The following is a 22184-nucleotide window of genomic DNA, read 5'->3' as shown; positions in this document are numbered from 1 at the left end:
CCTTCAAGGTAAATCATGCACATCCATATTTTGGGCATTTGCGGTACGTTCATGGGCTCGCTGGCCGTGCTGGCGAAAGAGCTGGGTCACCGTGTCACCGGCTCCGATGCCAATGTTTACCCGCCGATGAGCACGCAGTTGCAGGCCCAGGGCATCGAGCTGACGCAGGGCTACGATCCCGTCCAGTTGCAGCCCGCGCCGGATCTGGTGGTGATTGGCAACGCCCTGTCGCGTGGCAACCCCGCGGTCGAGTATGTATTGAACCAGGGCTTGCCCTATGTCAGCGGTCCGCAGTGGCTGGCCGATCATGTGTTGCAAGGGCGCTGGGTGCTGGCTGTGGCCGGCACCCACGGCAAGACCAGTAGCAGCAGCATGCTCGCCTGGGTGCTGGAACACGCCGGCATGAGCCCGGGCTTTTTGATTGGCGGCGTGCCGCAGAACTTTGGTATTTCCGCGCGCTTGGGCGGTACGCCGTTCTTCGTGGTCGAGGCCGATGAGTACGACAGCGCCTTTTTCGACAAGCGCAGCAAGTTCGTCCACTACCGCCCGCGCACCGCCATCCTGAATAACCTGGAATTCGATCATGCGGATATTTTCCCCGATCTGGCGGCGATCGAGCGGCAGTTCCACCATCTGGTGCGCACCATTCCCGGTGACGGTCTGATCATCCACCCGACCTCGGAAGCCGCGCTCAAACGCGTGCTCGAGATGGGCTGCTGGACCCCGGTACAGACCACCGGTGCCGATGGCCAGTGGCAGGCGCGCCTGCTCAGCGCCGATGCTTCGCGCTTCGAAGTGAGTTTCGCCGGCAAGGTCGAAGGCGTGGTCGACTGGCCGTTGACCGGCCAGCACAACGTCGCCAACGCCCTGGCCGTGCTGGCCGCGGCGCGGCATGTCGGTGTCGTACCGGCACAGGGCATCGCCGCCCTGTGCCTGTTCAAGAATGCCAAGCGGCGCATGGAGAAAGTCGCCGAGATCAACGGCATCACCATCTATGACGACTTCGCCCACCACCCGACGGCGATTGCCACCACCCTCGATGGTTTGCGCAAACGCATTGGCGCCAGCAAATTGATCGCCATCGTCGAGCCGCGCTCCAACTCTATGAAGCTCGGTGCCCATCGCGCCGGCCTGCCGGAATCGGTCGTGCAGGCTGACTCGGTGTACTGGTACGCGCCGGCTAACCTCGGCTGGGACCTGGCCGCGACCGTGGCGTCATCCAAGGTGCCGACCCGGGTCTGCGATTCGCTGGAGGCGATCATTGCCGGGGTCAAGGCCGAGGCCGCGCCGGGTACCCAGGTGGTGATCATGAGCAATGGCGGGTTCGGCGGCTTGCACGGCAAGCTGGCGGCGGCCCTGGAGAGCTGAGATGAGTGGTCCTGAGCGCATTACCCTGGCCATGACCGGTGCCTCCGGCGCCCAGTACGGCCTGCGCCTGCTCGACTGCCTGGTGCAGGAAGAGCGCGAGGTGCACTTCCTGATTTCCAAGGCCGCGCAATTGGTGATGGCCACCGAAACCGACGTGACCCTGCCGGCTAAGCCGCAGGCGATGCAGGCGTTTCTCAGCGAATACACCGGCGCGGCGGCTGGGCAGATTCGCGTGTACGGCAAGGAAGACTGGATGGCACCGGCGGCCTCCGGCTCCAGTGCGCCCGGTGCGATGGTGGTGGTGCCGTGTTCGACCGGCACGCTCTCGGCCATTGCCACCGGCGCCTGTAACAACCTGATCGAGCGGGCGGCGGACGTGGCCTTGAAGGAGCGCCGGCAACTGATCCTGGTGCCGCGCGAGGCGCCGCTCTCCAGCATCCATCTGGAGAACATGCTCAAGCTGTCGAACCTCGGCGCGGTGATCCTGCCGGCGGCGCCGGGTTTCTACCATCAGCCGCAGACCATCGATGACCTGATCGACTTCGTCGTGGCGCGCATTCTCAACGTCCTCAATATTCCGCAGGACATGCTGCCGCGTTGGGGCGAGCACCATTTGAGCAGCGATGATTAGACTTCTGCTGATCGTGCTGCTGGCGGGCAACCTGTTCGGTTGCGCGACCACCCGCACCTTGAATGCGGCCAAGCCCGGTGCGCCGGTGGTGTATGCCGGTACGCGCCTGGATTGGTATGCGCTGAATGGCGGCTGTTGCCCGCTGGATCGGTTTGGCGCCGAGGCGCCGACCTATGCCGGTCTCGACCTGCCGGCCAGCGCCTTGCTGGATACGCTGTTGCTGCCGTTGTCGCTGGCCGCGGCGCTGGGCTTCAGCCTTGGCGTCAGTGGCGGGCTGTGACCGGCGGTGCTCAATCGGCCCAGCCGGAATAGACGTAGGTCATCGGTTTGGGGCCTTTCAGGTAACGACGGTCCAGCGCGCCGATATGAAAGCCGCCGGCACTGAGCAGTGCCGGTATATCGCGGTTCAAGTGACAGCCACCGGCCAGCGGTTTCCATAGCGGTGTCAGTCGCTGCTGCCAGCGCACCACGGGCGGATCCGGTGCCAGGCCGTGCTCACAGAACAGCAGACGGCCGCCGGGCTTGAGTACGCGGCGCATCTCCTGCAGCGCCGTCACCGGGTCTGGAATCGTGCACAGGGTAAAGGTACAGACGATGCTGTCGAAACTGGCCGCGGGCGCCTGGATCTGCCCCAGTTCCAGCGCGATCATCTCCACCGCGATGGTGATCCGCGTCACGCGCTCGCGGGCCAGCGCCTGCATTTCCGCCGCCGGGTCGACACCAATGATCCGGGTTACCTTCGCCGGGTCATAAAATTCGAGGTTCAGGCCGCTGCCGATGCCGATCTCCAGCACCCGGCCGTGGGCTTGGGGGACAATTGTCGAGCGCGCCTTCATCACTTCGCCCATGCCGCAGGCGAAGTCGATCAGGTGCGGCAGGATGTGACGGCTGTACAGGCCCATGGGCAACTCCGCGAGTCGAGGCGAGCTATGACCATAGCAAACGCGGTCGTGGGCGGCTGCCGGCTATTCGGTCAAAGTGGCGGACGCAGGGCTTGTCCGCCGTGGACGCGTGCGGTTGCTGTGCTCAAGCCTGTTCAGGGTCTTCAGCCGCGTCGGGCTGGTCACTGTTGTCGGCCGTCACCCCGTCCAGGCACTTGAGCTCGTGCATGCCGCCGCTGTCGGTCAGGCTCCAGCTCTGGGTCGTCGGCGAGTAGGTGGCGGCCAGCAGTTCGGCGCGGGAGAACTGCCATTTGCGCAGGGTGCGGCCGTCCATGCATTCGATCAACAACGCCGGCTCGGCGTCCGCGGCCAGTACGAACTGCCAGGCATGGAGGCCATCGATTTCGAGCATGTCGGCGGTTTCGAGTGCGGCGGGGAGGTTGGTGGCAAGCGTGCTCATGGCGCGGACTCTCATTTGATCGTTAAGGTGCGCCGCGCACAGCGCTAGGGCATGGCGGCGGCGCGAAGGTGTGGGCGGTGCTGACGGCGGTGTTCAACGGCCGAGTTTTCTCAGCTCATCGGACTCGACGACGCGCACGCCGTCCTGTTCTTCCAGTGCCAGGCGCCAGAGCGCACGGGCCAGGGTGCAGGCCTGGATACCACGGTATTTACCCGGCGCCCAGCGCATCAGGGGGGCAGCCAGGCGCTCGCCCAGGCGGAACTCGTTGCGGGTGCCGAGCAGCAGGGATGGCCGGGCGATCGTCAGTTGCGGCCAATCCTGCGCTTTCAGGGCCGCTTCCAGTTCACCTTTGACCCGGTTGTAAAACACCGAGGAGCTGGCGTCGGCCCCCAGTGCGCTGATCACCAGGAAGTGCCGGGCACCGAGGGCGCGGGCCTGCTGGCCGACGGCCAGCACCAGATCAAAGTCGATGGCGCGGAAGGCCTCCTGCGAACCGGCCTGTTTCAGCGTCGTGCCGAGGCAGCAGAAGGCGATATCCACTGGCCCTGTCAGGGTCGACAGCACAGCCTGCAGCTCACCCTGCGGATTATCCAGACGCGGGTGCCCGGCCAGCGGTCGCCGGGTCGGCGCCAGCACACGCTTCACCGTCGGCTCGTTGAGCAGGCGGTCGAGCAGGTGCTCACCGGTCAGGCCGGTGGCTCCTGCGAGCAGAATATGCTGGGGCGTCAGGTACATAAATGGTGTCTCTGGGCTGTTACAGGGGCAGTTTAGTTGCTGGCGTCGGTTTTGTCGGCGGTGAGTGCACGTTCGGCCTGGCTTTCACGCAGCTTGCGCCAGTGCGCGAGTACCGCTTTCGGCGCCCAGATCTGTGGCTCGGAGGGCTCGAAGCCGTCGGCTTTCTCACGCTCGGCGACCTTGTGCTTGGCCAGGTCGAAGGCCCGTTGCAGGTCATCGGTCTGGCTCAAGGCTTCGGCGAACAGGGCGCGGCCGAAATAAGTGAAGTCATTTTCTTCCGAGCAACCAAAGGACACCCGATCGCTGCGCGCCGCGGTGATCACCAGGGTCTTGTCATCCTTCAGCTGTGGGATGAAGCCGCCGGAGAAACACGCGGAAATCACCACGACCTTGTGCCGTTCCTTGAGTGGTTGCAGCAGCGCGGCCAGCTCGCTGGCTGGCAGGTCGGCCAGTTGCAGGCGCGGCTGGTCGAGGTTCAGCTCATGGTTGCGCGAACCGTGGCTGGTCAGGTAGATGAAGATCAGGTCTTCCGCGCCGCTGCGTTCGGCGAGCGCACGCACGGCGCGGGTCAGACTCTCGCGGGTGGCCAGCGGGCGGTCGGCGAAATGGTCGCGGTGGTTGGCCAGGCTGATCTGGCCGCGCGCACCGAAGCGCTCGCCGAGCAACTGGTTGACGTAGTCGGCCTCGCGCAGGAACACGCTTTGCTTGCCGTCACCGGCCAGCGTCAGGCTGTAGAGCTCGACTGTCGGGGTCGATGCGGGAAGCGCGGCGATGGCCTGTTCGAGCAGGCGCCCTTGCTCGAGCAGAGCGATTTCCAGTGGGTCGGGCAGGGCTTGGCCCTGGCTGTCGCGCACGCGCTGGCCGTGCTGCCAGATGCCGGCCCGCACCGTGCCGTCGGCCAAGGTCAGGCTGCCTTGGCCATCGTAACTGTCGTCGGCGAAATGGCCCTGATAGATGCTGCCGTCGGCGAGTGTCAGGCGGCCTTCGCCGTGATAGCGCCAGTTGCTGAACGTGCCTTGGTAGTGGCTGTCGTCGGCGCCGTGGTATTCGCCCTTGCCATTCAGCGAACCCGCAACGAACTGGCCGAGCCAGACGTCGCCGTCGGCGCTTTCGTAGCGGCCCTTGCCGTGGAACTGGTCATCGCGAAAGCCACCGCTGTAGAGGTCGCCGTCGCTGCTTTTGTAGCTGCCGGTGCCGTTCAGTTGGCCGTGCTTGAAGCGCCCGCTGTACTGGTTGCCGCTGTCGTCGATGCGCAGGCCTTCGCCATCGGGCTGGCCCTCGGCGAAGCTGCCTTGGAAGCTGCTGCCGTCGGGCCGTTCGAGTTTGCCGAGGCCGTGGTAGCGATCCTGCTTGAACTCGCCGCGGTAGCTCAGGCCACCTTGCTTGAGGCTGCCTTCGCCGTCCATGCGCGCCAGTTTGAAGCCGCCTTCGTAAGTGCTGCCGTCGCTGTAGGTGAGTTTGCCCTGGCCGTCGAACAGGCCTTGATGAAAGCCGCCGACGTAGCTCTCGCCACTCGGCCCCTGCCATTTGCCGAGGCCTTCCGGTTGGCCGTCCTTGAACGGCCCCTGGAACCAGCTGCCATTGGCGTAGTCGATCCGCCCGGGGCCCTGCAACAGGCCGTCGACCACTTCACCACGGTAGCGGCCGCCATCCGGCAGTACGGCGTTCGCCGGGGTCAGCGGTTCGCCCTCGCCACAGGCGGTGAGCAGCAGTGCGAGGGTCAGGAGAGCCAGGGAGGCTGGAAATAGGCGACGCATGCGAGGCATCCGGATCAAGACGTTCGCGGAAGTATGCCGCAAAGGCGCTGACGCGCGTGCGCGACGATCACAACCTGGAAATGAAAACGGGGCGCTCGAGGCGCCCCGTGGTGACCGACCTGATTCAGACGAAGCAGAGGGTCAGCGGCTCGGCGATATAGGCCGGCTTTTCCTGGCCTTCGATCTCCAGCACGACCTTGGCCTTGAGCAGCCATTGGCCGGGGTTTTTCTCGTTGGCGTCGGTCAGGTTGACGACCAGCCGCACCTTGGAGTTGACCTTGACCGGCTGGATGAAGCGCACGCTGTCGAGGCCATAGTTGACTGCCATTTTCAGGCCCTGCGGCATGATCATGATCTTTTCCATCAGCATCGGCACCAGCGACAGCGAGAGGAAGCCATGGGCGATGGTGGTGCCGAACGGGGTCAGCTTGGCTTTTTCCGGGTCGACATGGATGAACTGGTGGTCGCCCGTGCATTCGGCGAATTGATTGATGCGTTCCTGATCGATGGTCAGCCACTCGGAACGGCCCAGCTCCTTGCCAATATAGTTTTTCAATTCTGCAACGGGTACGAACGACATAGATCCTCCTCGAGGAGACAGGTTTGTTGTTTTTTAATTAAATCCTCGTGGGGCGTAGATCATCATGTGCCGCGCATGGGGTCAAGCCTGGATCGCTCGGGCGAATGGCGGGTTATAGCGGTTTGCTTAGCGTGCTTATAATGGCCGTGCTTGCGCGCTGCAGCGTAATGCCGTGGTGCAAACCGCTGCCGGTTATTCTCGCCAGGGATGTCGGTTGCGCCGCTGCTCGCCGTGACCTGAATCGGAGACTCCCATGCTGCTACGCGGCCTGACCTGGCTGGTGCTGTTCCAATTGCTCGGCACCACCATCAACGTGTTGTTCCTGCCCATGTTGCCCGGGCCGATCATCGGCCTGTTGCTGCTGCTGGTGTTTCTGGTGTGGCGCGGCGAGGTGAGCGAGCCGTTGACGCTGGCGGCCACCAGTCTGCTGCGCTACCTGCCGCTGCTGTTGGTACCCGCCGCGGTCGGCGTGATGGTCTACGCCAAGGCGATTGCCGCGGACTTCTGGGCGGTGGCCGGGGCTTTGAGTCTGTCGCTGGTGCTGTCGCTGGTTTTTGCCGGTTGGCTGATGCAGAAGCTGATCGAGCGGCAAGCGCATCGACGGGAGGACGTATGAGCCCCGACTGGCATGGCGCCTGGCAGGCGCTGATTCACCATCCGTTGTTTGGGGTCGGGGTGACCCTCGGCGCCTATCAGCTGGCGCTGAGCGCTTACGAAAAAACCCGCTGGGTATTCCTGCAGCCGGTGCTGGTGTCGATGCTGGCAGTGATCGGCGTGTTGCTGGCCTGCGGCCTGAGCTATGTCGAGTACCGCAAAAGCGCCGAGGTGCTGACGGTCTTCCTCGGCCCCGCGACCGTGGCGCTTGCGGTGCCGCTGTTTCTGAACCTGCGGCGAATTCGCCAGCTGCTCTGGCCGACCGTGCTGACCCTGGTGGTCGGCGGGGTGCTGGCGACCGTATTGGGCGTGGCGCTGGCCTGGCTGTTTGGCGCCGAGCATATGATGTTGATGAGCATGGCACCCAAATCGGTGACCTCGCCGATTGCCATGCTGGTGGCGGAGCAGATTGGCGGCATCGCCGCCCTGGCCGCGGTGTTCGTGCTGATCACCGGGGTGATTGGCGCGATCCTCGGTCCCGAGCTGCTGCGCCGCTTTGGCGTGCACCATCACGCCGCGCAAGGCATAGCCCTCGGCCTTACCGCGCATGCGGTCGGCACGGCGCGGGCACTGCAGGAAAGCGAGGAGTGTGGTGCCTTCGCGGCGCTGGCGATGAGTTTGATGGGGGTCGCCACGGCGGTGTTGCTACCCTTGGTTGTAGCGTTGATGGTGTGATATCCGGGCCACTGGCGCAGACGCCCGGCCGTGGAAAAGGAGCGTTGGATGATGGTGCCGTTGTTTCCCCTGAATGCAGTGTTATTCCCCGGCAGCGTGCTCGATTTGCAGATTTTCGAGGCGCGCTACCTGGACATGATCAGCGCCTGCATGAAGCGCGACGAAGGCTTTGGCGTGGTCTGCATCCTCGAAGGCGAGGAGGTCGGCGAGGCTGCCGGGCGCTTCGCCGCCGTCGGCTGTGAAGCAGTGATCCGCGACTGGCAGCAGCGCCCGAATGGTTTGCTGGGGATCCGGGTCGAAGGTACGCGGCGGTTCAAGGTCACGCGTGCCGAAGTGCAGCGCGATCAACTGACCACGGCCGATGTCGACTGGCTGGCGGAAGCCGACGAGTGCCCGTTGCTACCCGAGCAAGCCGATTTGGCCGCTTTATTGAGCGCCCTGGCCGAACACCCGATGGTCGCCGAATTGGGCATGGGCGGGGCGGTGACCGGGCAGCAGGCCCTGGCCTACCAACTCGCCTATCTGCTGCCCTTCAGCGTGCCGCAGAAGCTGGAGCTGCTGGTGCTGGATGACCCGCTCCAGCGCCTGGAACATATCCAGCGCCTGCTGGACCAGCTGCAGGGCGAGATGATTGCGTAGGTTGTGAGACGCGCAGCGACGAAGCCCAGCATCCACGCTCTGCGGATTGCACCCCGCCACTGTCATTCCCGCGAAGGCGGGGGCCCGGAAGCAACGACGGCGAGGATCCTAAACTCGCCTCAGTAGCGGTATTGCAGCAGCGCCTGCGGCAACGCCCAAGTGGCGAAGGCGCCGAGCAGGCCGAGGCAGGCCGGCAGAATCAGCCACCAGATGCGTGGCGACAGTGAGGCCAGCGGCGCTTGCCACTGCGTCAGGGTCAGGCTCAGCGCACAGAGGCTGGTGGCCAGCAGCGCGCCGGCGATGATGTCGGTCGGCCAATGCACGCCCAGGTACACCCGTGACAGCGCAATCGCCAGTGCCGGCAAGCAAGCCAACAGCAGCCAGGTGAGCCGCAGCCGTGCCGGCTGGCCGCGCCCGGCCAGAACCCCGAGGGTCAGGAAAAACGCAAAAGCGGCGGAGCTGTGCCCGCTCGGCAGGCTGAAGGTGTGCAGGGGTTCGAGCAGGATCTCGGGACGGGCGCGGGCGACCAGTTGCTTCAGGCCCTGATTGGCCAGGGCGGTGCCGAGCAGGGTGCCGCCGGCGAACAGCAGTGCGCGCCATTGCCGGGTCAGGAGCAGGAGCAGGCCCAGCAGGAGGCCGACGCTGAGCTGGGTGTTGAAGTCGCCGAGGCGGGTAATCAACACCATCAGGCTATCCAGACCGGGTTGGCGCTGTTCCTGCACCAGTGCCATCAGGCCCTGATCGAGTTGCTGCAGATGCTGCCAGCCGATGAACAGCGCCAGCAGCAGCGGCAGGCTCAAGCCGGCCGCCAGCACGCTGGTCCAGCGTTGATTGCGCAGGCTGCTCTGGATGCTCAACCCCAGCAGCGCGGCCAGACCGAGCGCGACCACGGCGGCCTGGCCCCAGAAACCCTCCGGCAGCGGCAGGCGCATGGCGGCGCCGGTGGCCCAGCCCGGCAGCAGGTAGGCCACCGACCAGCCGGCGGCGGCGATCAGGCTGACCAGGATGAAGCGCCCGAGCGGCATGTCGAGCATGCCGGCGACCATCGGCAGCATCGGCCGTAGCGGGCCGATATAGCGGCCGACCAACAGGCTGGCGACGCCATAGCGCTGGAAGTACTGCTCGGCCCCCGCGAGCCATTCCGGATGATGGCGCAGTCCAGGCAGGCGGCGGATGTTTTGATGGAAGCGTCGCCCCAGGGCATAGGACAGCGCATCGCCGAGCAACCCGCCGGTGTAGGCCAGCAGCAGGGTTTCACCCAGGCTGAGGGCGCCGCTGCCGGCCAGTACGGCGATGGCGAACAGCAATACGGTGCCGGGTACGATGATGCCGGCGATAGCCAGGCACTCGATGCAGGCCACCAGGAAAATACTCAGGCCGAGCCACTCCGGGTGTGCGCTTAGCCAGCCGGTCAGGCCGTTGAGCCACTCGGTCATAGGGTTGACTCCTGCTTGGGCGGGTGTTGTTCGATGAGATAAAAGTCGCGTTGCTCGACCTGGCCGCGCCGCAGCGGGTTGCGCGTGCAGTGGCTGGCGTAGGCGGCGTCGACGAACCGGTAGAACAGGTGCTCGTCGCGCCCGCTCGGTATGCCCAGGCGGGTGGTCTGGATGATCTGGGCGGGTGTCTCGCCGACGTCTTCGACGAACAGCCGCTGCCAATCGAAGCGCTGTGCGTCCCAAGTCGATACCTTGAGGCCAAGGGCTTTGCACAGCAGCGTCTGGCCGGCGCAGAGCCTGTCTGGCGGGCGTGCCCGGCCCTGCGCATCGGGATTGTTACGCTGCATCTGCGCCAGGCACTCGGGACCGCTGCGGGTATCGAGAAAGGGGTAGGCCGATTTGATCAACACCGCATTGCCGGCACCCTGGGCGCTGAAGTTCAACGAATCACCGCCGCGGGCGTAATACATATAGATGTGCCCGCCGTCGAGAAACAGCGCGCGACGTTTCATCGTGTAGCCGAGCGAGGCATGGCTGCCTTTTTCCGCGCAGTAATAGGCCTCGGTCTCGATGATCCGCGCCGACAGCCAGTGTTCGCCCACGCGGTGGCGGATCACTTTGCCGAGCAGGGCGCGGGCGAGGGTTTGCGCATCGCGGTCGAAAAAGCTGTCGGGCAGGGGCTGGGCCCGCGGCCAGGGCAGGCTGTTCGAGCGCGGCAAACTAAGGATGGGATCGCTAAGCATTGGCTGTCATCGCAGGGTGGCAGGGCATAGGCTGCGGCGATGATAACAATAAGAGTCTTAAGCATGTCTGAACGAACCCGTGCCGACAGCGCCCATATCAGCCCCAGTGCGCATTACACCGGTTATGTCTGGTATCGCCACCAGTTGGCCGAGCCGGCGTTCGCCACCCCCTTCGGACGCTGGGTGCATGGCCTGCTAAAGCCGGTCACCTGGGGCGCGCGGGTGGTTTTCGGTCTGGATATCGAGACGTTCCTGCTGCAGCGCCATTTGCTCATCGACGCGCGGTTGACCGCGGCCATCGAGCAGGGCGGCGTGCGCCAGGTGGTGGAGATCGCCTGCGGGCTGTCGCCACGGGGGCGGCGTTTCTGCCAGCGCTACCCGGAGCTGCGCTACTTGGAGGCGGATCTGCCGACCATGGCCGTGCGCAAGCGCCTGCTGCTGCATGCCGAGGGCTGGCTGAATGGCCGGAATCAGGTGCGCTCGGTGAATATCCTCGCCGAGCAGGGCGCGCAGAGCCTGGCGACCTTGTTCGCCGGGCTCGATCACAACGAGCCGGTGCTGGTGATTACCGAAGGCCTGGTCAATTACTTCGAACGACCGGTGATCGAGGGTTTCTGGACGCGCCTGGCCGAGCAGCTCAAACCATTCCCGCAGGCGACCTACCTCACCGAGCTCTATCCGGACCTGCGCGAACACCCGCGTTACCGGCAGCTGCGTTGGGGCGTTGAGCTGGTCGGGCGGCTGACGCGCGGTAACTACCCACTGCATTACCGCAATAGCGAGGAAATAGTCGCGGCTTTCGGCGACTGCGGCTTTCGTGCCACTCAGGTGCTCGACCCCGATGCACACGGCGCTGCCCTCGGCCTGCCGCCGATGGCTATGCCGAGCCTGGTGCGGGTGATCGAGGCGCGGGTGTGACGAGCGCGCGGGCTCTAGGCGCAGGCCATCGCGGGTAGCGTCGGCGGGCCGACCAGTTCGGCCAGCGCCGCGCTGGCTTGCGCGTCGGTGTGCGGGAAGATTAGCGCCAGGCCGTTCGCGTCAAGGCGCAGGGGCAGTAGCGCCAACGCCGGCAACCCGGGTAATTGCAGTTGCCAGCCACGCAGTGGCGGTGCGCTCGGCAGGTCGCCCTGCAACAGGCCGCCGAAAAAGCCCAGTTCGGCGACCTCGACGGTCCACTCGCCGGTCTCGGCGTGACTCAGGCGGGCCCGGCGATTCAGTGGCGGGCGACGGGCCTCATGGCGTTTCTCCAGGTTCAATAGCTGGCTGCGGGCCAGGCGGGTGGTGCCCGGGCTGACCGGCGGCAACGCCTGACCCTGCAGGAATGGGCCATACAGGCTGGCGCAGGCGCTGCGCCGCTCGAACTGGGCGAGGTGGTCGGCACCGTGGATCAGCGCGCAATCGGCGTCGCCGCAGGCCGCCGCGAAACTGGCGTGCTCCCACGGTTGGGTGAAATGGTCGTGCTCGCCAGCGAGCACCAGGGTCGGGCATGTCGGGTGTTGGCTAAAGCCGCGGAAGCCGAGCAGGCGCTGGCTGTTTTGCCGGTAGCGCTCGGCCTCGGTCGGCGACAGGCGCTGCAGCTGTCGCAACAGGGCTTTGCGAAATGCCGGAGCAATCCCGGTCTCATTCAGGCGCAGGGGGTTCAGCAAGCCGGTCAGCGCGCCTTGGGCAAAGGCCGCTGTCCGGCCTTCGGCCAGCAATGCCAGGCCTTCCTCCAGCAGGCGTCGTGCGCCGGGGCGGGCAAAGGCGGTGATACCGGCCAGTAGCAGGCGTGCGCAGCGCTGCGGATGGCGCGCGGCAAACAGCGCCGCCAGTGCCGAGCCATAGGACAGGCCGATCGGCATCAGCGCGGGCAGCTGCAGTTCTTCGGCAAAAGCGGCGATCAGGTCGGCCAAGGCTTCCAGGCCGAGCTCCGGCGCCAGTTGCAGGTTGCAGCCCTGGCTTGGCAGGTCGAGAAGGATCACCGGGTGTTCGGCGAGCAGTTCGCTGACTTCGCTGCCGAAGGAGCGGAAGCTTTGGAAGGCGCCACCGAGCAGCAGCACTGGCGCGCGCGGGTCGTCGGCGCGCGCTGCGTAGGCCTGGTAGTGCAGGCGCCAGCCACCCAGCTCGAGTGTTTGGGTGGCGCTGCTGAGTAGCGTGGCGCTGTAATCGGTGCGGTAACGCATGGCGAGCACTCCGGCGTCTTGTGTGCATGCAGCGAGCGCGGCCCGGTTGAGGGGCGCTGAGCTGAAGGTAAACATCGGCAGGGCTTTTGTTTACCTAACCTTCGGGCGGCGCTGAGCAGCGGGTGTAACCGTCTCGCCGCTGGGGCCTGGCGACGGCGGCGAAGGGCGTTACCGCAGGCCATATTGGAACGCGCTGTTTACCACCCGCCCGACGCCGCTGGGCGTGGGGCGGCTGCGCCGCTATAATCAGCCGCTTTCCTCATTGCCAGACCACCGAGACCATGACTGAGTCCGTGCTCGACTATATGACCCGCCTGGGCCGCGCCGCGCGCCAGGCCTCACGCGTAGTGGCGCGCGCCAGTACCGCGCAGAAGAATCGCGCCCTGCTCGCCGCTGCCGATGCCCTGGATGCCGCACGCGTCGAATTGGCCGCGGCCAACGAACAGGACCTGGTCGCCGGGCGTGCCAATGGCCTCGAGCCCGCGCTGCTCGACCGCCTGGCCCTGACGCCGGCGCGCGTCGACGAGATGATCGAGGGCCTGCGTCAGGTCGCCAAGCTGCCGGACCCGATCGGTGAGATTCGCGACATGCGCTACCTGCCGTCCGGTATCCAGGTCGGCAAGATGCGCGTACCGCTGGGGGTGATCGGCATCATTTACGAGTCACGGCCGAACGTGACCATCGATGCCGCGAGCCTGTGCCTGAAGTCCGGCAATGCGACCATCCTGCGCGGCGGCTCGGAAGCCATTCACTCCAACCAGGCGATTGCCGTCTGCATCCAGCGCGGCCTGGCCGAAGCCGGCTTGCCGGCGGACGCGGTGCAGGTGGTGGAAACCACTGATCGCGCCGCCGTAGGCGCGCTGATCAGCATGCCGGAATTCGTCGATGTGATCGTCCCGCGTGGTGGCAAGGGCCTGATCGAGCGCGTCAGCCGCGATGCCAAAGTACCGGTGATCAAGCACCTGGACGGCATTTGTCACGTCTATATCGACGTCGCCGCCGACCTCGACAAGGCCATCCGCATTGCCGACAACGCCAAGACCCAGCGCTACGCGCCATGCAACACCATGGAAACCCTGCTGGTGCACGCCGCCATCGCGGGCCGTGTGCTGCCGCCGTTGGCGACTATCTACCGTGACAAGGGCGTGGAGCTGCGCGGTTGTCCGCGCACCCGCGAGCTGCTCGGCAGCGATGTGCTGGAAGCGACCGAAGAAGACTGGCGCACCGAGTACACCGCGCCGATCCTGTCGATCCGCATCGTCGACGACCTGGCGCAGGCCATCGAGCACATCAATCACTACGGTTCGCACCACACCGACGCCATCGTCAGCGAGAATTTCAGCGATGCCCGGCGCTTCCTCACCGAAGTGGATTCGGCCTCGGTGATGATCAACGCCTCGACGCGCTTCGCCGATGGCTTCGAATACGGCCTGGGCGCGGAAATCGGCATTTCCACCGACAAGCTGCACGCGCGCGGCCCGGTCGGCCTGGAAGGCCTGACCAGTGAGAAATACGTGGTGTTCGGCGACGGTCACGTGCGTACTTGATGATGAGGGCACACCCTAAGCGCATCGGCGTATTCGGTGGCACCTTCGATCCGATCCATATCGGCCACCTGCGTGGCGCGCTTGAGGTGGCGGAGCAGCTCGGTCTGGCGGAGCTGCGGCTGATCCCCAGCGCCCGCCCGCCGCATCGCGATCTGCCGCAGGTATCGGCTGCCGATCGTTTGGCGATGGTCGAGCAGGCGGTAGCCGGCGTGGCGTTGTTGACGGTGGATGACCGCGAGCTCAAGCGCGACAAGCCGTCTTACAGCATCGACACCCTGGAGTCGTTGCGCGCCGAGCTGGCGGTTGATGACCAATTGTTTTTACTGCTGGGTTGGGATGCCTTTTGTGGGCTGCCGACCTGGCATCGCTGGGAAGAACTGCTGGAGCACTGCCACATCCTGGTGTTGCAACGCCCGGATGCCGACAGCGAAGCGCCGCAAGCGCCGCAAGCGCTGCGCGACGTGCTGGCAGCCCGCAGTGTCAGCGACCCGCAGGCCCTGATTGGGCCGAGCGGACAAATTGCTTTTGTCTGGCAGACGCCGCTCGCGGTATCTGCCACCCAGATCCGGAATCTGCTGGCCAGCGGAAAGTCGGTGCGTTTTCTGGTGCCCGACGCGGTGCTGGCCTATATCAATGCGCGCGGGCTGTACCGCACGCCGAACTGAACACGAGATAAACGAGTCACCTATGAAAAAGTCCGTAATGAAAAGCGAAGAGCTGGTTAAGTTGGCTGTCGCTGCCCTTGAAGATATCAAGGCCCAAGACATCACCACCATCGATGTGCGCGAAAAAACCAGCATCACCGATTTCATGGTGATCGCCACCGGTACCTCCAACCGCCACGTCAAATCGCTGGTCGATAACGTGCTGGAGAAGGTCAAGGAAAAAGGCGTGCGTCCGTTGGGCAGCGAAGGCCTGGACACCGGCGAGTGGGCGTTGCTCGACTTGGGCGATATCGTCGTTCACGTGATGCTGCCGACCGCGCGCCAGTTCTACGACCTGGAGCGTCTGTGGCAGGGCGCCGAGCAAAATCGGGCACAGAACAGTGCCGAGCAGTTCAGCTCCGACACCGAGTAAGGTCGGCCATTGCGCCTGCGCCTGATCGCCGTTGGTTCACGCATGCCGCGCTGGGTGGAGGATGGTTGGCAGGAATATGCCAAGCGTCTGCCCGCCGAGCTGCCGCTGGAACTGGTGGAAATCCCCCTCAACACCCGTGGCAAGAATGCCGACGTGGTCCGCCTGATCCGTCAGGAGGGTGAAGCCATGCTGGCGAAAGTGCAGCCGGGCGAGAAGATCGTCACGCTGGAGGTCGAGGGGCGGCCGTGGAGTACCGAGCAATTGGCGGTCGAGCTGGATCGTTGGCGCCTGGATGCGCGCACCGTCAATCTGATGGTCGGTGGCCCCGAGGGCCTGGCACCCGAGGTGCAGGCCAGAAGTGAGCAACGCTGGTCGTTGTCGCCGCTGACCTTGCCGCATCCGCTGGTGCGGATATTGATCGGCGAACAGATTTATCGCGCCTGGACAGTATTGTCCGGGCACCCTTATCACAAGTAAGAGGCTCTAGAGCCTAGTTATGCCGCAGCCGATCCGCCTGAAGGACCACGAAAAGGACGCCCGCCAAGTGCGCAAGCGCGTACTGGTGGGCGCTGGCGCCATCCTTTTCTTGATCAGTGTGCTGGTCGCCCGGTTGTATTACCTGCAGGTGGTGCAGTACGAGTACCACTCGACGCTGTCGGAGAATAACCGCGTTCACGTCCAGCCGATTCCGCCGACTCGCGGGCTGATCTTCGACCGCAATGGGGTGATCATCGCCGACAACCGCCCGAGCTTCAGCCTGAGCATGACCCGCGAGCGGGCCGGCGACTGGCGGCAGGTGCTGGATGTGATCGCCGAAGTGCTGGAGCTGAGCCAGGAAGATCGGGCGCTGTTCGAGCGGCGGATGAAGCAGGGCCGGCGGCCGTTCGAGCCGGTGCCGATCCTGTTCGAACTGAGCGAAGAGCAGATCGCCCGTATCGCGGTGAATCAGTTCCGCCTGCCGGGCGTCGAGGTGGTCGCGCAACTGGTGCGGCATTACCCACAGGGCGAGCATTTCGCCCATTCGGTGGGCTATGTCGGGCGGATCAACGAAGCCGAGCTGAAGGTGCTCGACCCGGTCAACTACAGCGGCACCCACCATATCGGCAAGACCGGCATCGAGCGCTTCTACGAAAGTCAGCTGCATGGCCAGGTCGGCTACGAAGAGGTCGAGACCAACGCCCGTGGCCGTGTGCTGCGGGTGCTCAAACGCACCGACCCGACACCCGGCGCGGACGTGATCCTGACCCTCGATATCCGCTTGCAGGAGGCCGCCGAGGCGGCGTTGGGCGGGCGGCGCGGCTCGGTGGTGGCGCTCGACCCGAATACCGGCGAGGTGCTGGCGATGGTCAGTCAACCGAGCTTCGACCCCAATCTGTTCGTGACCGGTATCGGCTTCAAGGCCTATTCGGAGCTGCGCGACTCGATCGATCGGCCGCTGTTCAACCGCGTGCTGCGCGGCTTGTATCCGCCTGGCTCGACCATCAAGCCGATGGTCGCGGTCGCCGGGCTGGACAGTGGCGTAGTAACGCCGGCCTCGCGGGTATACGACCCGGGCTTCTACCAGTTACCCAATTACGACCATAAATACCGCAACTGGAACCGCACCGGTGACGGCTCGGTGAACATGGAGATGGCCATCATGCGCTCCAATGACACCTACTTTTACGACCTGGCGCATAAGCTCGGGATCGACCGGCTGCACAGCTATATGACCCGCTTCGGCATCGGTCAGCGGGTTTCCCTGGACATGTTCGAGGAGTCCGGCGGGCTGATGCCGTCGCGCGAATGGAAACGTGCGCGCTACCGTCAGGCCTGGTACCCGGGTGAAACTCTGATCCTTGGGATCGGCCAGGGCTATATGCAGGCCACTCCGCTGCAATTGGCCCAGGCCACGGCGCTGGTGGCCAACCATGGCAAATGGATTCGCCCGCATCTGGCGAAAACCATCGAGGGCCTGCCGCCGGTCGACCCCAATCCGTTGCCGGACATCGTGCTGCGTGATCCGGGTATCTGGCAGCAGGTCAGCAACGGCATGCAGATGGTGATGCACGGCCCGCGCGGCACCGCGCGCAAGGTCGGCGACGCGGCGGCGTACCGGATTGCCGGTAAAAGCGGCACGGCGCAGGTGGTGGCGATCAAGCAGGGCGAGAAGTACGACCGCTCCAAGGTGCAGGAACGGCATCGCGACCATGCGCTGTTCATCGGTTTCGCCCCGGCGCAAAGCCCGAAGATCGCGGTGGCGGTGATGGTCGAGAACGGCGAGTCCGGTTCCGGCGTCGCCGCGCCGGTGGTCAAGCAGGTGATGGATGCCTGGCTGCTCGGCGAGAACGGTCAGTTGAAACCTGAGTTCGCGCCACCTTTGAGTGTCGAGGCGCCCCAACTATGAACAGTAATTTCGACCGTACCCTGTCCAACGAAGACGTGATGCGCCGCCGCGCCAGCCTGCTGCAGCGCCTGCATATCGACGGTCTGTTGCTCTTGCTGCTGCTGGTGTTGGCCACCGGCAGCCTGTTCGTACTGTATTCCGCCAGCGGCAAGAACTGGGACCTGCTGATCAAGCAGGCCAGTTCGTTCGGCTTGGGGCTGCTGGGGATGTTCGTGATCGCCCAGTTCGAGCCGCGCTTCCTGGCGCGCTGGGTGCCACTCGGTTACGTGATCGGTGTCGGCTTGCTGGTGGTGGTCGATGTAATGGGCCACAACGCCATGGGCGCCACGCGCTGGATCAACATCCCCGGGGTGATTCGCTTCCAGCCGGCGGAGTTCATGAAAATATTGATGCCGGCGACCATCGCCTGGTACCTGGCCAAGCGCAGCTTGCCGCCGCGCCTGAAGCACCTGTTGATCAGCTTGGCGATGATCGGGGTACCGTTCGTGTTGGTGGTCCGCCAGCCGGACCTGGGCACCTCGCTGCTGATCCTCGCCTCGGGGGCCTTCGTGCTGTTCATGGGCGGGCTGCAGTGGCGCTGGATTCTCGGTGCGGTGGCGGCGGTGGTGCCGGTCGCCGTGGGCATGTGGTACTTCGTCATGCATGAGTATCAGAAGCAGCGGGTACTGACTTTCCTCGACCCGGAGAGCGATCCGCTGGGCACCGGTTGGAACATCATCCAGTCGAAAGCCGCGATCGGTTCGGGTGGGGTGTTCGGCAAAGGCTGGCTGCTCGGCACCCAGTCGCACCTGGATTTTTTGCCGGAAAGCCATACTGACTTTATCATTGCGGTGCTGGGGGAAGAGTTCGGCCTGGTCGGCATCTGCCTGTTGCTGCTTGTTTACGCACTGTTGATCGCGCGCGGGCTGGTTATTACTGTCCAGGCGCAGACGCTGTTCGGTAAGCTGATGGCCGGCAGCCTGACGATGACCTTCTTCGTTTATGTATTCGTCAATATCGGCATGGTCAGTGGCCTGCTGCCGGTAGTAGGGGTGCCGCTGCCTTTCATTAGTTACGGCGGAACTTCGCTGGTGACGCTGATGTCAGGTTTTGGGGTCTTAATGGCAATCCACACGCATCGTAAGTGGATTGCCCAGGTTTGATTGGGGTGAGGGATTTAATGCTAGGTTTGCGTCGCTGGGCTTCTCGCACGGCACCTTGGGTCGGCCTCGCTGGCATTTGTGGTTTCGCCCAGCAGGCGCTTGCCGCTGATTATGAGGGCTCGCCGCAAGTCGCCGAGTTCGTCGCGGAGATGACCCGCGATTATGGCTTTGCCGGTGAGCAGCTGTTCAGCCTGTTTCGTGACGTCGAGCGCAAGCAGACGATTCTCGATGCCATTTCCCGCCCGGCGGAGAAGGTCAAGCCCTGGAAAGACTACCGGCCGATCTTCATCACCGATTCGCGGATTTCCCGTGGGGTGGATTTCTGGCGCCAGCACGAAGCCGCGTTGACCCGTGCCGAGCAGGAATATGGCGTGCCGGCCCAGGTGATAGTCGCGATCATCGGCGTGGAAACCTTCTACGGCGGTAATACCGGCAGTTACCGGGTGATCGATGCGCTCTCGACACTGGGCTTCGATTATCCGCCGCGGGCCGAGTTCTTCCGCAAGGAACTCAAACAGTTCCTCCTGCTGTCGCGCGAGCAACAAGTCGATCCGCTGACCCTCAAAGGCTCCTACGCCGGCGCCATGGGCCTGCCGCAATTCATGCCGAGCAGCTTTCGCGCTTATGCGGTGGACTTCGACGGCGATGGCCATATCAACATCTGGAGCGATCCGGATGATGCGATCGGCAGCGTTGCCAGCTACTTTAAACGGCACGGCTGGGTGACCGGCGAGCCGGTGGTGAGCACCGCACAGGTCAATGGCGAGCAGGCTGACCAGGGCTTGACCCAGGGTCTGGACCCGGTGAAGACGGTTGGCGAGTTGCGGGCGCTGGGCTGGGCCAGCCACGAGGCCCTGCGTGACGATCTGGCGGTTACCGCGTTCCGGCTCGAAGGCGAGGCCGGTCCCGAGTATTGGCTGGGGCTGCCGAACTTTTATGTGATCACCCGCTATAACCGCAGCGCGATGTACGCCATGGCCGTGCATCAGCTGTCCGATCTACTGGTCCAGGCACGGGGCACCAAGTGATGCAGGCACTGCCGACCAAGCTGGTCGCCTATGGCGCGTTGGCGCTGTTGCTGGCCAGTTGTTCCACCCGTCAGGCTCCGCAGCCCAAGCCCTCGCCGGCGCTTTCCGGGCCGGGTGACTTCGCGCGCCCGCACCGCGATGGCGCGCCCTGGTGGGATGTCGATGTGTCGCGGATTCCCGACGCGGTGCCGATGCCGCATTACGGCGCCTACAAGGCCAACCCTTATACGGTGCTGGGCAAGACCTATTACCCGATGCCCGATGCGCGGCGCTACCAGGCTACCGGCACGGCGTCCTGGTATGGCACCAAGTTTCACGGCCAGGCCACGGCCAATGGCGAGAAATACGACCTCTACGGCATGAGCGCGGCGCACAAGACCCTGCCGCTGCCCAGCTATGTGCGGGTCACCAACCTGGACAACGGCAAGAACGTGATCCTGCGGGTCAACGACCGAGGCCCGTTCTACTCCGACCGGATCATCGACCTGTCCTTCGCCGCGGCGAAGAAGCTCGGCTATGCCGAAAGCGGCACCGCACGGGTCAAGGTCGAGGGCATTGATCCGCACGAGTGGTGGGCGCAGCAAGGGCGTCCGGTGCCGCTGGTGCTGGCTCAGCCGCAAATGGCCCAGAGCCAGCCGCAGCCGGCAGTACAAACCATCGCCCAGGCCGTCGCCCAGCCGGTCGAGCAGTACACGCCGCCGCCTCAGCAGCATGCCGCGGCCGTCCTGCCGGTGCAGATCGACGCAAAAAAAAACGCTTCAGTCGGAGCCTCTGGCCTGTTTCTCCAAGTGGGCGCCTTCGCCAATCCGGACGCTGCCGATCTGCTCAGAGCCAAGCTGAGCGAGACGGTGAGTGCGCCGGTGTTTATCAGCTCGGTGGTGCGCAACCAGCAGACGCTCCATCGCGTGCGCCTGGGGCCGGTAAACACGCCGGGTGAAGCCCAGCAACTGCAAGACAGCGTGCGGCTGGCCAATCTGGGTCAGCCCACCCTGGTGAAGCCGGAATAACGACTTCGCCCGATTTTTTGCCCGCAAGGGCCTGTATGCCATTAGCTACTTCGAGAGACGGATGAATATCACCACCTTTACGCAACGCTTGAGTCTTGCTGTTCTGTTGATTGCAGCCCCCGCTGCCTGGGCGGCTGAGCAGGTTATTCCGGCACCGCCGCAACTGGCGGCCAAGGCTTACGTGCTGATGGATGCCGCGAGCGGGAACGTGCTGGTCGAGAACAATGGCGATCAGCGCCTACCGCCGGCCAGCCTGACCAAGTTGATGACCGCCTATATGGCGACGCTGGAAATTCGTCGCGGCCAGATTGGCGAGAGCGACCTGGTGACGGTCAGCGAAAATGCCTGGCGCACCGGCGGCTCGCGGATGTTCATCCAGGTCGGTACCCAGGTATCGGTCAGCGACCTGCTGCACGGCATCATCATCCAGTCCGGTAACGACGCCAGCGTGGCGATCGCCGAGCATATCGCCGGCAGCGAAGATGCGTTCGCCGACATGATGAACACCGCGGCGCAAAAGCTCGAGATGAGCGGCAGCCACTTCATGAACGCCACCGGTCTGCCCAACCCCGAGCACTACTCCACGGCCCACGACATGGCCCGCCTGGCTCGCGCGATCATCTACGAAGACCCGGCGCACTACGCCATCTACTCGCAGAAAGAGTTCTTCTGGAACAACATCAAGCAGCCCAACCGCAACCTGCTGCTGTGGCGCGACAAGACGGTCGACGGTCTGAAAACCGGCCACACCGAAGAAGCCGGCTACTGCCTGGTGTCCTCGGCCGTGCGTGATGGCATGCGCCTGATCTCCGTGGTGTTCGGCACCAACAGCGAGCAGGCCCGGGCGGCGGAAACCCAGAAGTTGCTGACGTACGGTTTCCGTTTCTTCGAAACCCAGACCTTCTATCAGAAGGGTGCCGAGTTGGCGCAATCGCCGGTGTGGAAAGGTGCCGTTCGTCAGGTCAAGGCCGGCCTGGCCCAGGATCTGACCCTGACCCTGCCCAAGGGCCAACTGAAGAAGCTGGCAGCCAGCATGAGCATGACGCCGCAGTTGGTCGCACCGATCAAGCAAGGCGATGTGATCGGCAAGGTTGAGGTCAAACTGGGCGATACCGTGGTGCACAGCGCCGACCTGATTGCCCTCGAAGCGGTCGACGAAGGTGGCTTCTTCCGCCGCGTGTGGGATAGCATTCGGCTGTTCTTCTACGGTTTGTTTAACTGACCTTGGCAGCAGCATGCCTGGTTGCCATAAGCGCCGGGCGTGCCGCTGCTCTTG

24 protein-coding genes are annotated in these 22184 nt (G+C 64.6%); 16 read left to right on the top strand and 8 right to left on the bottom strand.

Going from position 1 to position 22184, the window contains the following annotated elements:
* Nucleotides 1-15 precede the first annotated feature (15 nt).
* The 3 genes from mpl to AC3IYG_RS19505 are packed head-to-tail and all read left to right on the top strand — an operon-like array spanning nucleotide 16 to nucleotide 2279.
* The gene (mpl, locus tag AC3IYG_RS19515; protein WP_489311161.1) at nucleotides 16-1368 is read left to right on the top strand and encodes a UDP-N-acetylmuramate:L-alanyl-gamma-D-glutamyl-meso-diaminopimelate ligase; all 1353 of its coding nucleotides are present in this window, start codon (nucleotides 16-18) and stop codon (nucleotides 1366-1368) included.
* 1 nt (nucleotide 1369) lies between these two features.
* A complete protein-coding gene (ubiX, locus tag AC3IYG_RS19510; protein WP_489311160.1) occupies nucleotides 1370-1999 on the top strand; it encodes a flavin prenyltransferase UbiX in 630 nt (209 codons plus the stop codon).
* Nucleotides 1992-2279, top strand: coding sequence for a YceK/YidQ family lipoprotein (locus AC3IYG_RS19505; RefSeq protein WP_489311159.1), 288 nt, complete (start codon nucleotides 1992-1994; stop codon nucleotides 2277-2279). Before ubiX ends, AC3IYG_RS19505 begins: the two co-directional genes overlap by 8 nt.
* 10 nt (nucleotides 2280-2289) lie before the next feature.
* Here the strand turns inward: AC3IYG_RS19505 and AC3IYG_RS19500 are convergent, their stop codons facing one another.
* The 5 genes from AC3IYG_RS19500 to AC3IYG_RS19480 all read right to left on the bottom strand — a co-directional run bounded on the left by AC3IYG_RS19500 (nucleotide 2290) and on the right by AC3IYG_RS19480 (nucleotide 6412).
* Complete coding sequence (locus AC3IYG_RS19500; RefSeq protein ID WP_489311158.1) at nucleotides 2290-2901, bottom strand: class I SAM-dependent methyltransferase; 612 nt, start codon at nucleotides 2899-2901, stop codon at nucleotides 2290-2292.
* A 124-nt stretch (nucleotides 2902-3025) separates the two neighbouring features.
* Entirely contained in the window at nucleotides 3026-3340 is a 315-nt protein-coding gene (locus AC3IYG_RS19495; RefSeq protein ID WP_489311157.1) for a DUF5629 family protein, read from the bottom strand.
* 93 nt (nucleotides 3341-3433) lie between these two features.
* Nucleotides 3434-4075 (bottom strand): oxidoreductase, encoded by a 642-nt coding sequence (locus AC3IYG_RS19490; protein WP_489311156.1) that lies wholly within the window; start codon nucleotides 4073-4075, stop codon nucleotides 3434-3436.
* A 32-nt stretch (nucleotides 4076-4107) separates the two neighbouring features.
* A complete protein-coding gene (locus tag AC3IYG_RS19485; protein ID WP_489311155.1) occupies nucleotides 4108-5832 on the bottom strand; it encodes a C13 family peptidase in 1725 nt (574 codons plus the stop codon).
* Between the two features lie 124 nt (nucleotides 5833-5956).
* On the bottom strand, nucleotides 5957-6412 hold the full coding sequence (locus tag AC3IYG_RS19480; RefSeq protein ID WP_489311154.1) for a MaoC family dehydratase: 456 nt from the start codon (nucleotides 6410-6412) through the stop codon (nucleotides 5957-5959).
* 253 nt (nucleotides 6413-6665) lie between these two features.
* On the opposite strand from AC3IYG_RS19480, the gene AC3IYG_RS19475 reads away from it, so the two are divergent.
* From AC3IYG_RS19475 to AC3IYG_RS19465, 3 genes are read left to right on the top strand one after another with little or no spacing between them, the layout of a single operon-like run.
* Nucleotides 6666-7028: a CidA/LrgA family protein gene (locus AC3IYG_RS19475; protein ID WP_489311153.1), complete on the top strand. Its 363-nt coding sequence runs from the start codon at nucleotides 6666-6668 to the stop codon at nucleotides 7026-7028.
* Nucleotides 7025-7741 (top strand): LrgB family protein, encoded by a 717-nt coding sequence (locus AC3IYG_RS19470; protein WP_489311152.1) that lies wholly within the window; start codon nucleotides 7025-7027, stop codon nucleotides 7739-7741. The genes AC3IYG_RS19475 and AC3IYG_RS19470 overlap by 4 nt, the downstream gene beginning before the upstream one ends.
* Before the next feature lie 48 nt (nucleotides 7742-7789).
* Nucleotides 7790-8380 (top strand): LON peptidase substrate-binding domain-containing protein, encoded by a 591-nt coding sequence (locus AC3IYG_RS19465; protein ID WP_489311151.1) that lies wholly within the window; start codon nucleotides 7790-7792, stop codon nucleotides 8378-8380.
* 119 nt (nucleotides 8381-8499) lie between these two features.
* Here AC3IYG_RS19465 and AC3IYG_RS19460 read toward each other — a convergent pair whose 3' ends face one another.
* Together AC3IYG_RS19460 and AC3IYG_RS19455 are read right to left on the bottom strand one after the other, a co-directional pair.
* Complete coding sequence (locus AC3IYG_RS19460; RefSeq protein ID WP_489311150.1) at nucleotides 8500-9816, bottom strand: bifunctional DedA family/phosphatase PAP2 family protein; 1317 nt, start codon at nucleotides 9814-9816, stop codon at nucleotides 8500-8502.
* Nucleotides 9813-10559, bottom strand: a complete 747-nt coding sequence (locus AC3IYG_RS19455) for a DNA-3-methyladenine glycosylase (RefSeq protein WP_489311149.1) — start codon at nucleotides 10557-10559, stop codon at nucleotides 9813-9815. Before AC3IYG_RS19455 ends, AC3IYG_RS19460 begins: the two co-directional genes overlap by 4 nt.
* A 63-nt stretch (nucleotides 10560-10622) precedes the next feature.
* On the opposite strand from AC3IYG_RS19455, the gene AC3IYG_RS19450 reads away from it, so the two are divergent.
* Nucleotides 10623-11477 carry a class I SAM-dependent methyltransferase gene (locus AC3IYG_RS19450; RefSeq protein ID WP_489311148.1) on the top strand — a complete coding sequence of 285 codons (855 nt, stop codon included), beginning with the start codon at nucleotides 10623-10625 and terminating at the stop codon, nucleotides 11475-11477.
* Nucleotides 11478-11491: 14 nt separating this feature from the next.
* On the opposite strand, the gene AC3IYG_RS19445 is transcribed toward AC3IYG_RS19450, so the two are convergent.
* Nucleotides 11492-12721, bottom strand: coding sequence for an alpha/beta fold hydrolase (locus tag AC3IYG_RS19445; protein ID WP_489311147.1), 1230 nt, complete (start codon nucleotides 12719-12721; stop codon nucleotides 11492-11494).
* 281 nt (nucleotides 12722-13002) lie between these two features.
* Here AC3IYG_RS19445 and AC3IYG_RS19440 point away from each other — a divergent pair, with 281 nt between their 5' ends.
* The 9 genes from AC3IYG_RS19440 to AC3IYG_RS19400 all read left to right on the top strand — a co-directional run bounded on the left by AC3IYG_RS19440 (nucleotide 13003) and on the right by AC3IYG_RS19400 (nucleotide 22130).
* On the top strand, nucleotides 13003-14268 hold the full coding sequence (locus AC3IYG_RS19440) for a glutamate-5-semialdehyde dehydrogenase (RefSeq protein ID WP_489311146.1): 1266 nt from the start codon (nucleotides 13003-13005) through the stop codon (nucleotides 14266-14268).
* Nucleotides 14269-14270: 2 nt separating this feature from the next.
* A complete protein-coding gene (gene nadD, locus AC3IYG_RS19435) occupies nucleotides 14271-14933 on the top strand; it encodes a nicotinate-nucleotide adenylyltransferase (protein WP_489313967.1) in 663 nt (220 codons plus the stop codon).
* A gap of 37 nt (nucleotides 14934-14970) precedes the next feature.
* A complete protein-coding gene (gene rsfS, locus AC3IYG_RS19430) occupies nucleotides 14971-15345 on the top strand; it encodes a ribosome silencing factor (protein WP_489313966.1) in 375 nt (124 codons plus the stop codon).
* A 9-nt stretch (nucleotides 15346-15354) separates the two neighbouring features.
* On the top strand, nucleotides 15355-15822 hold the full coding sequence (rlmH, locus tag AC3IYG_RS19425) for a 23S rRNA (pseudouridine(1915)-N(3))-methyltransferase RlmH (protein ID WP_489311145.1): 468 nt from the start codon (nucleotides 15355-15357) through the stop codon (nucleotides 15820-15822).
* 19 nt (nucleotides 15823-15841) lie between these two features.
* Entirely contained in the window at nucleotides 15842-17731 is a 1890-nt protein-coding gene (mrdA, locus tag AC3IYG_RS19420; RefSeq protein WP_489311144.1) for a penicillin-binding protein 2, read from the top strand.
* 38 nt (nucleotides 17732-17769) lie between these two features.
* Nucleotides 17770-18873, top strand: a complete 1104-nt coding sequence (gene rodA / locus AC3IYG_RS19415; protein WP_489313965.1) for a rod shape-determining protein RodA — start codon at nucleotides 17770-17772, stop codon at nucleotides 18871-18873.
* A 17-nt stretch (nucleotides 18874-18890) separates the two neighbouring features.
* On the top strand, nucleotides 18891-19901 hold the full coding sequence (mltB, locus tag AC3IYG_RS19410; protein WP_489311143.1) for a lytic murein transglycosylase B: 1011 nt from the start codon (nucleotides 18891-18893) through the stop codon (nucleotides 19899-19901).
* Nucleotides 19901-20908, top strand: coding sequence for a septal ring lytic transglycosylase RlpA family protein (locus AC3IYG_RS19405; protein WP_489313964.1), 1008 nt, complete (start codon nucleotides 19901-19903; stop codon nucleotides 20906-20908). Before mltB ends, AC3IYG_RS19405 begins: the two co-directional genes overlap by 1 nt.
* 61 nt (nucleotides 20909-20969) lie before the next feature.
* Nucleotides 20970-22130 carry a D-alanyl-D-alanine carboxypeptidase family protein gene (locus AC3IYG_RS19400; RefSeq protein ID WP_489311142.1) on the top strand — a complete coding sequence of 387 codons (1161 nt, stop codon included), beginning with the start codon at nucleotides 20970-20972 and terminating at the stop codon, nucleotides 22128-22130.
* Nucleotides 22131-22184: the final 54 nt, after the last annotated feature.

The sequence above is a fragment of the Pseudomonas sp. KH_027 genome (assembly GCF_057838565.1).
The sequence above is the reverse complement of the archived record's forward strand: the minus strand, read 5'-3'. Positions and strand labels throughout refer to the sequence as shown.

What these genes read in the sequence shown, in the direction of transcription:
- AC3IYG_RS19485 (WP_489311155.1), bottom strand. Translation starts at nt 5,832, where the DNA reads ATGCGTCGCCTATTTCCAGCCTCCCTGGCTCTCCTGACCCTCGCACTG.
- nadD (WP_489313967.1), top strand. Translation starts at nt 14,271, where the DNA reads ATGAGGGCACACCCTAAGCGCATCGGCGTATTCGGTGGCACCTTCGAT.
- AC3IYG_RS19455 (WP_489311149.1), bottom strand. Translation starts at nt 10,559, where the DNA reads ATGCTTAGCGATCCCATCCTTAGTTTGCCGCGCTCGAACAGCCTGCCC.
- mltB (WP_489311143.1), top strand. Translation starts at nt 18,891, where the DNA reads ATGCTAGGTTTGCGTCGCTGGGCTTCTCGCACGGCACCTTGGGTCGGC.
- rodA (WP_489313965.1), top strand. Translation starts at nt 17,770, where the DNA reads ATGCGCCGCCGCGCCAGCCTGCTGCAGCGCCTGCATATCGACGGTCTG.
- ubiX (WP_489311160.1), top strand. Translation starts at nt 1,370, where the DNA reads ATGAGTGGTCCTGAGCGCATTACCCTGGCCATGACCGGTGCCTCCGGC.
- AC3IYG_RS19495 (WP_489311157.1), bottom strand. Translation starts at nt 3,340, where the DNA reads ATGAGCACGCTTGCCACCAACCTCCCCGCCGCACTCGAAACCGCCGAC.
- AC3IYG_RS19500 (WP_489311158.1), bottom strand. Translation starts at nt 2,901, where the DNA reads ATGGGCCTGTACAGCCGTCACATCCTGCCGCACCTGATCGACTTCGCC.
- AC3IYG_RS19460 (WP_489311150.1), bottom strand. Translation starts at nt 9,816, where the DNA reads ATGACCGAGTGGCTCAACGGCCTGACCGGCTGGCTAAGCGCACACCCG.
- AC3IYG_RS19505 (WP_489311159.1), top strand. Translation starts at nt 1,992, where the DNA reads ATGATTAGACTTCTGCTGATCGTGCTGCTGGCGGGCAACCTGTTCGGT.
- rsfS (WP_489313966.1), top strand. Translation starts at nt 14,971, where the DNA reads ATGAAAAGCGAAGAGCTGGTTAAGTTGGCTGTCGCTGCCCTTGAAGAT.
- AC3IYG_RS19440 (WP_489311146.1), top strand. Translation starts at nt 13,003, where the DNA reads ATGACTGAGTCCGTGCTCGACTATATGACCCGCCTGGGCCGCGCCGCG.
- AC3IYG_RS19475 (WP_489311153.1), top strand. Translation starts at nt 6,666, where the DNA reads ATGCTGCTACGCGGCCTGACCTGGCTGGTGCTGTTCCAATTGCTCGGC.
- AC3IYG_RS19465 (WP_489311151.1), top strand. Translation starts at nt 7,790, where the DNA reads ATGATGGTGCCGTTGTTTCCCCTGAATGCAGTGTTATTCCCCGGCAGC.
- AC3IYG_RS19445 (WP_489311147.1), bottom strand. Translation starts at nt 12,721, where the DNA reads ATGCGTTACCGCACCGATTACAGCGCCACGCTACTCAGCAGCGCCACC.
- AC3IYG_RS19405 (WP_489313964.1), top strand. Translation starts at nt 19,901, where the DNA reads ATGCAGGCACTGCCGACCAAGCTGGTCGCCTATGGCGCGTTGGCGCTG.
- mrdA (WP_489311144.1), top strand. Translation starts at nt 15,842, where the DNA reads ATGCCGCAGCCGATCCGCCTGAAGGACCACGAAAAGGACGCCCGCCAA.
- AC3IYG_RS19490 (WP_489311156.1), bottom strand. Translation starts at nt 4,075, where the DNA reads ATGTACCTGACGCCCCAGCATATTCTGCTCGCAGGAGCCACCGGCCTG.
- AC3IYG_RS19470 (WP_489311152.1), top strand. Translation starts at nt 7,025, where the DNA reads ATGAGCCCCGACTGGCATGGCGCCTGGCAGGCGCTGATTCACCATCCG.
- AC3IYG_RS19400 (WP_489311142.1), top strand. Translation starts at nt 20,970, where the DNA reads ATGAATATCACCACCTTTACGCAACGCTTGAGTCTTGCTGTTCTGTTG.
- AC3IYG_RS19480 (WP_489311154.1), bottom strand. Translation starts at nt 6,412, where the DNA reads ATGTCGTTCGTACCCGTTGCAGAATTGAAAAACTATATTGGCAAGGAG.
- AC3IYG_RS19450 (WP_489311148.1), top strand. Translation starts at nt 10,623, where the DNA reads ATGTCTGAACGAACCCGTGCCGACAGCGCCCATATCAGCCCCAGTGCG.
- mpl (WP_489311161.1), top strand. Translation starts at nt 16, where the DNA reads ATGCACATCCATATTTTGGGCATTTGCGGTACGTTCATGGGCTCGCTG.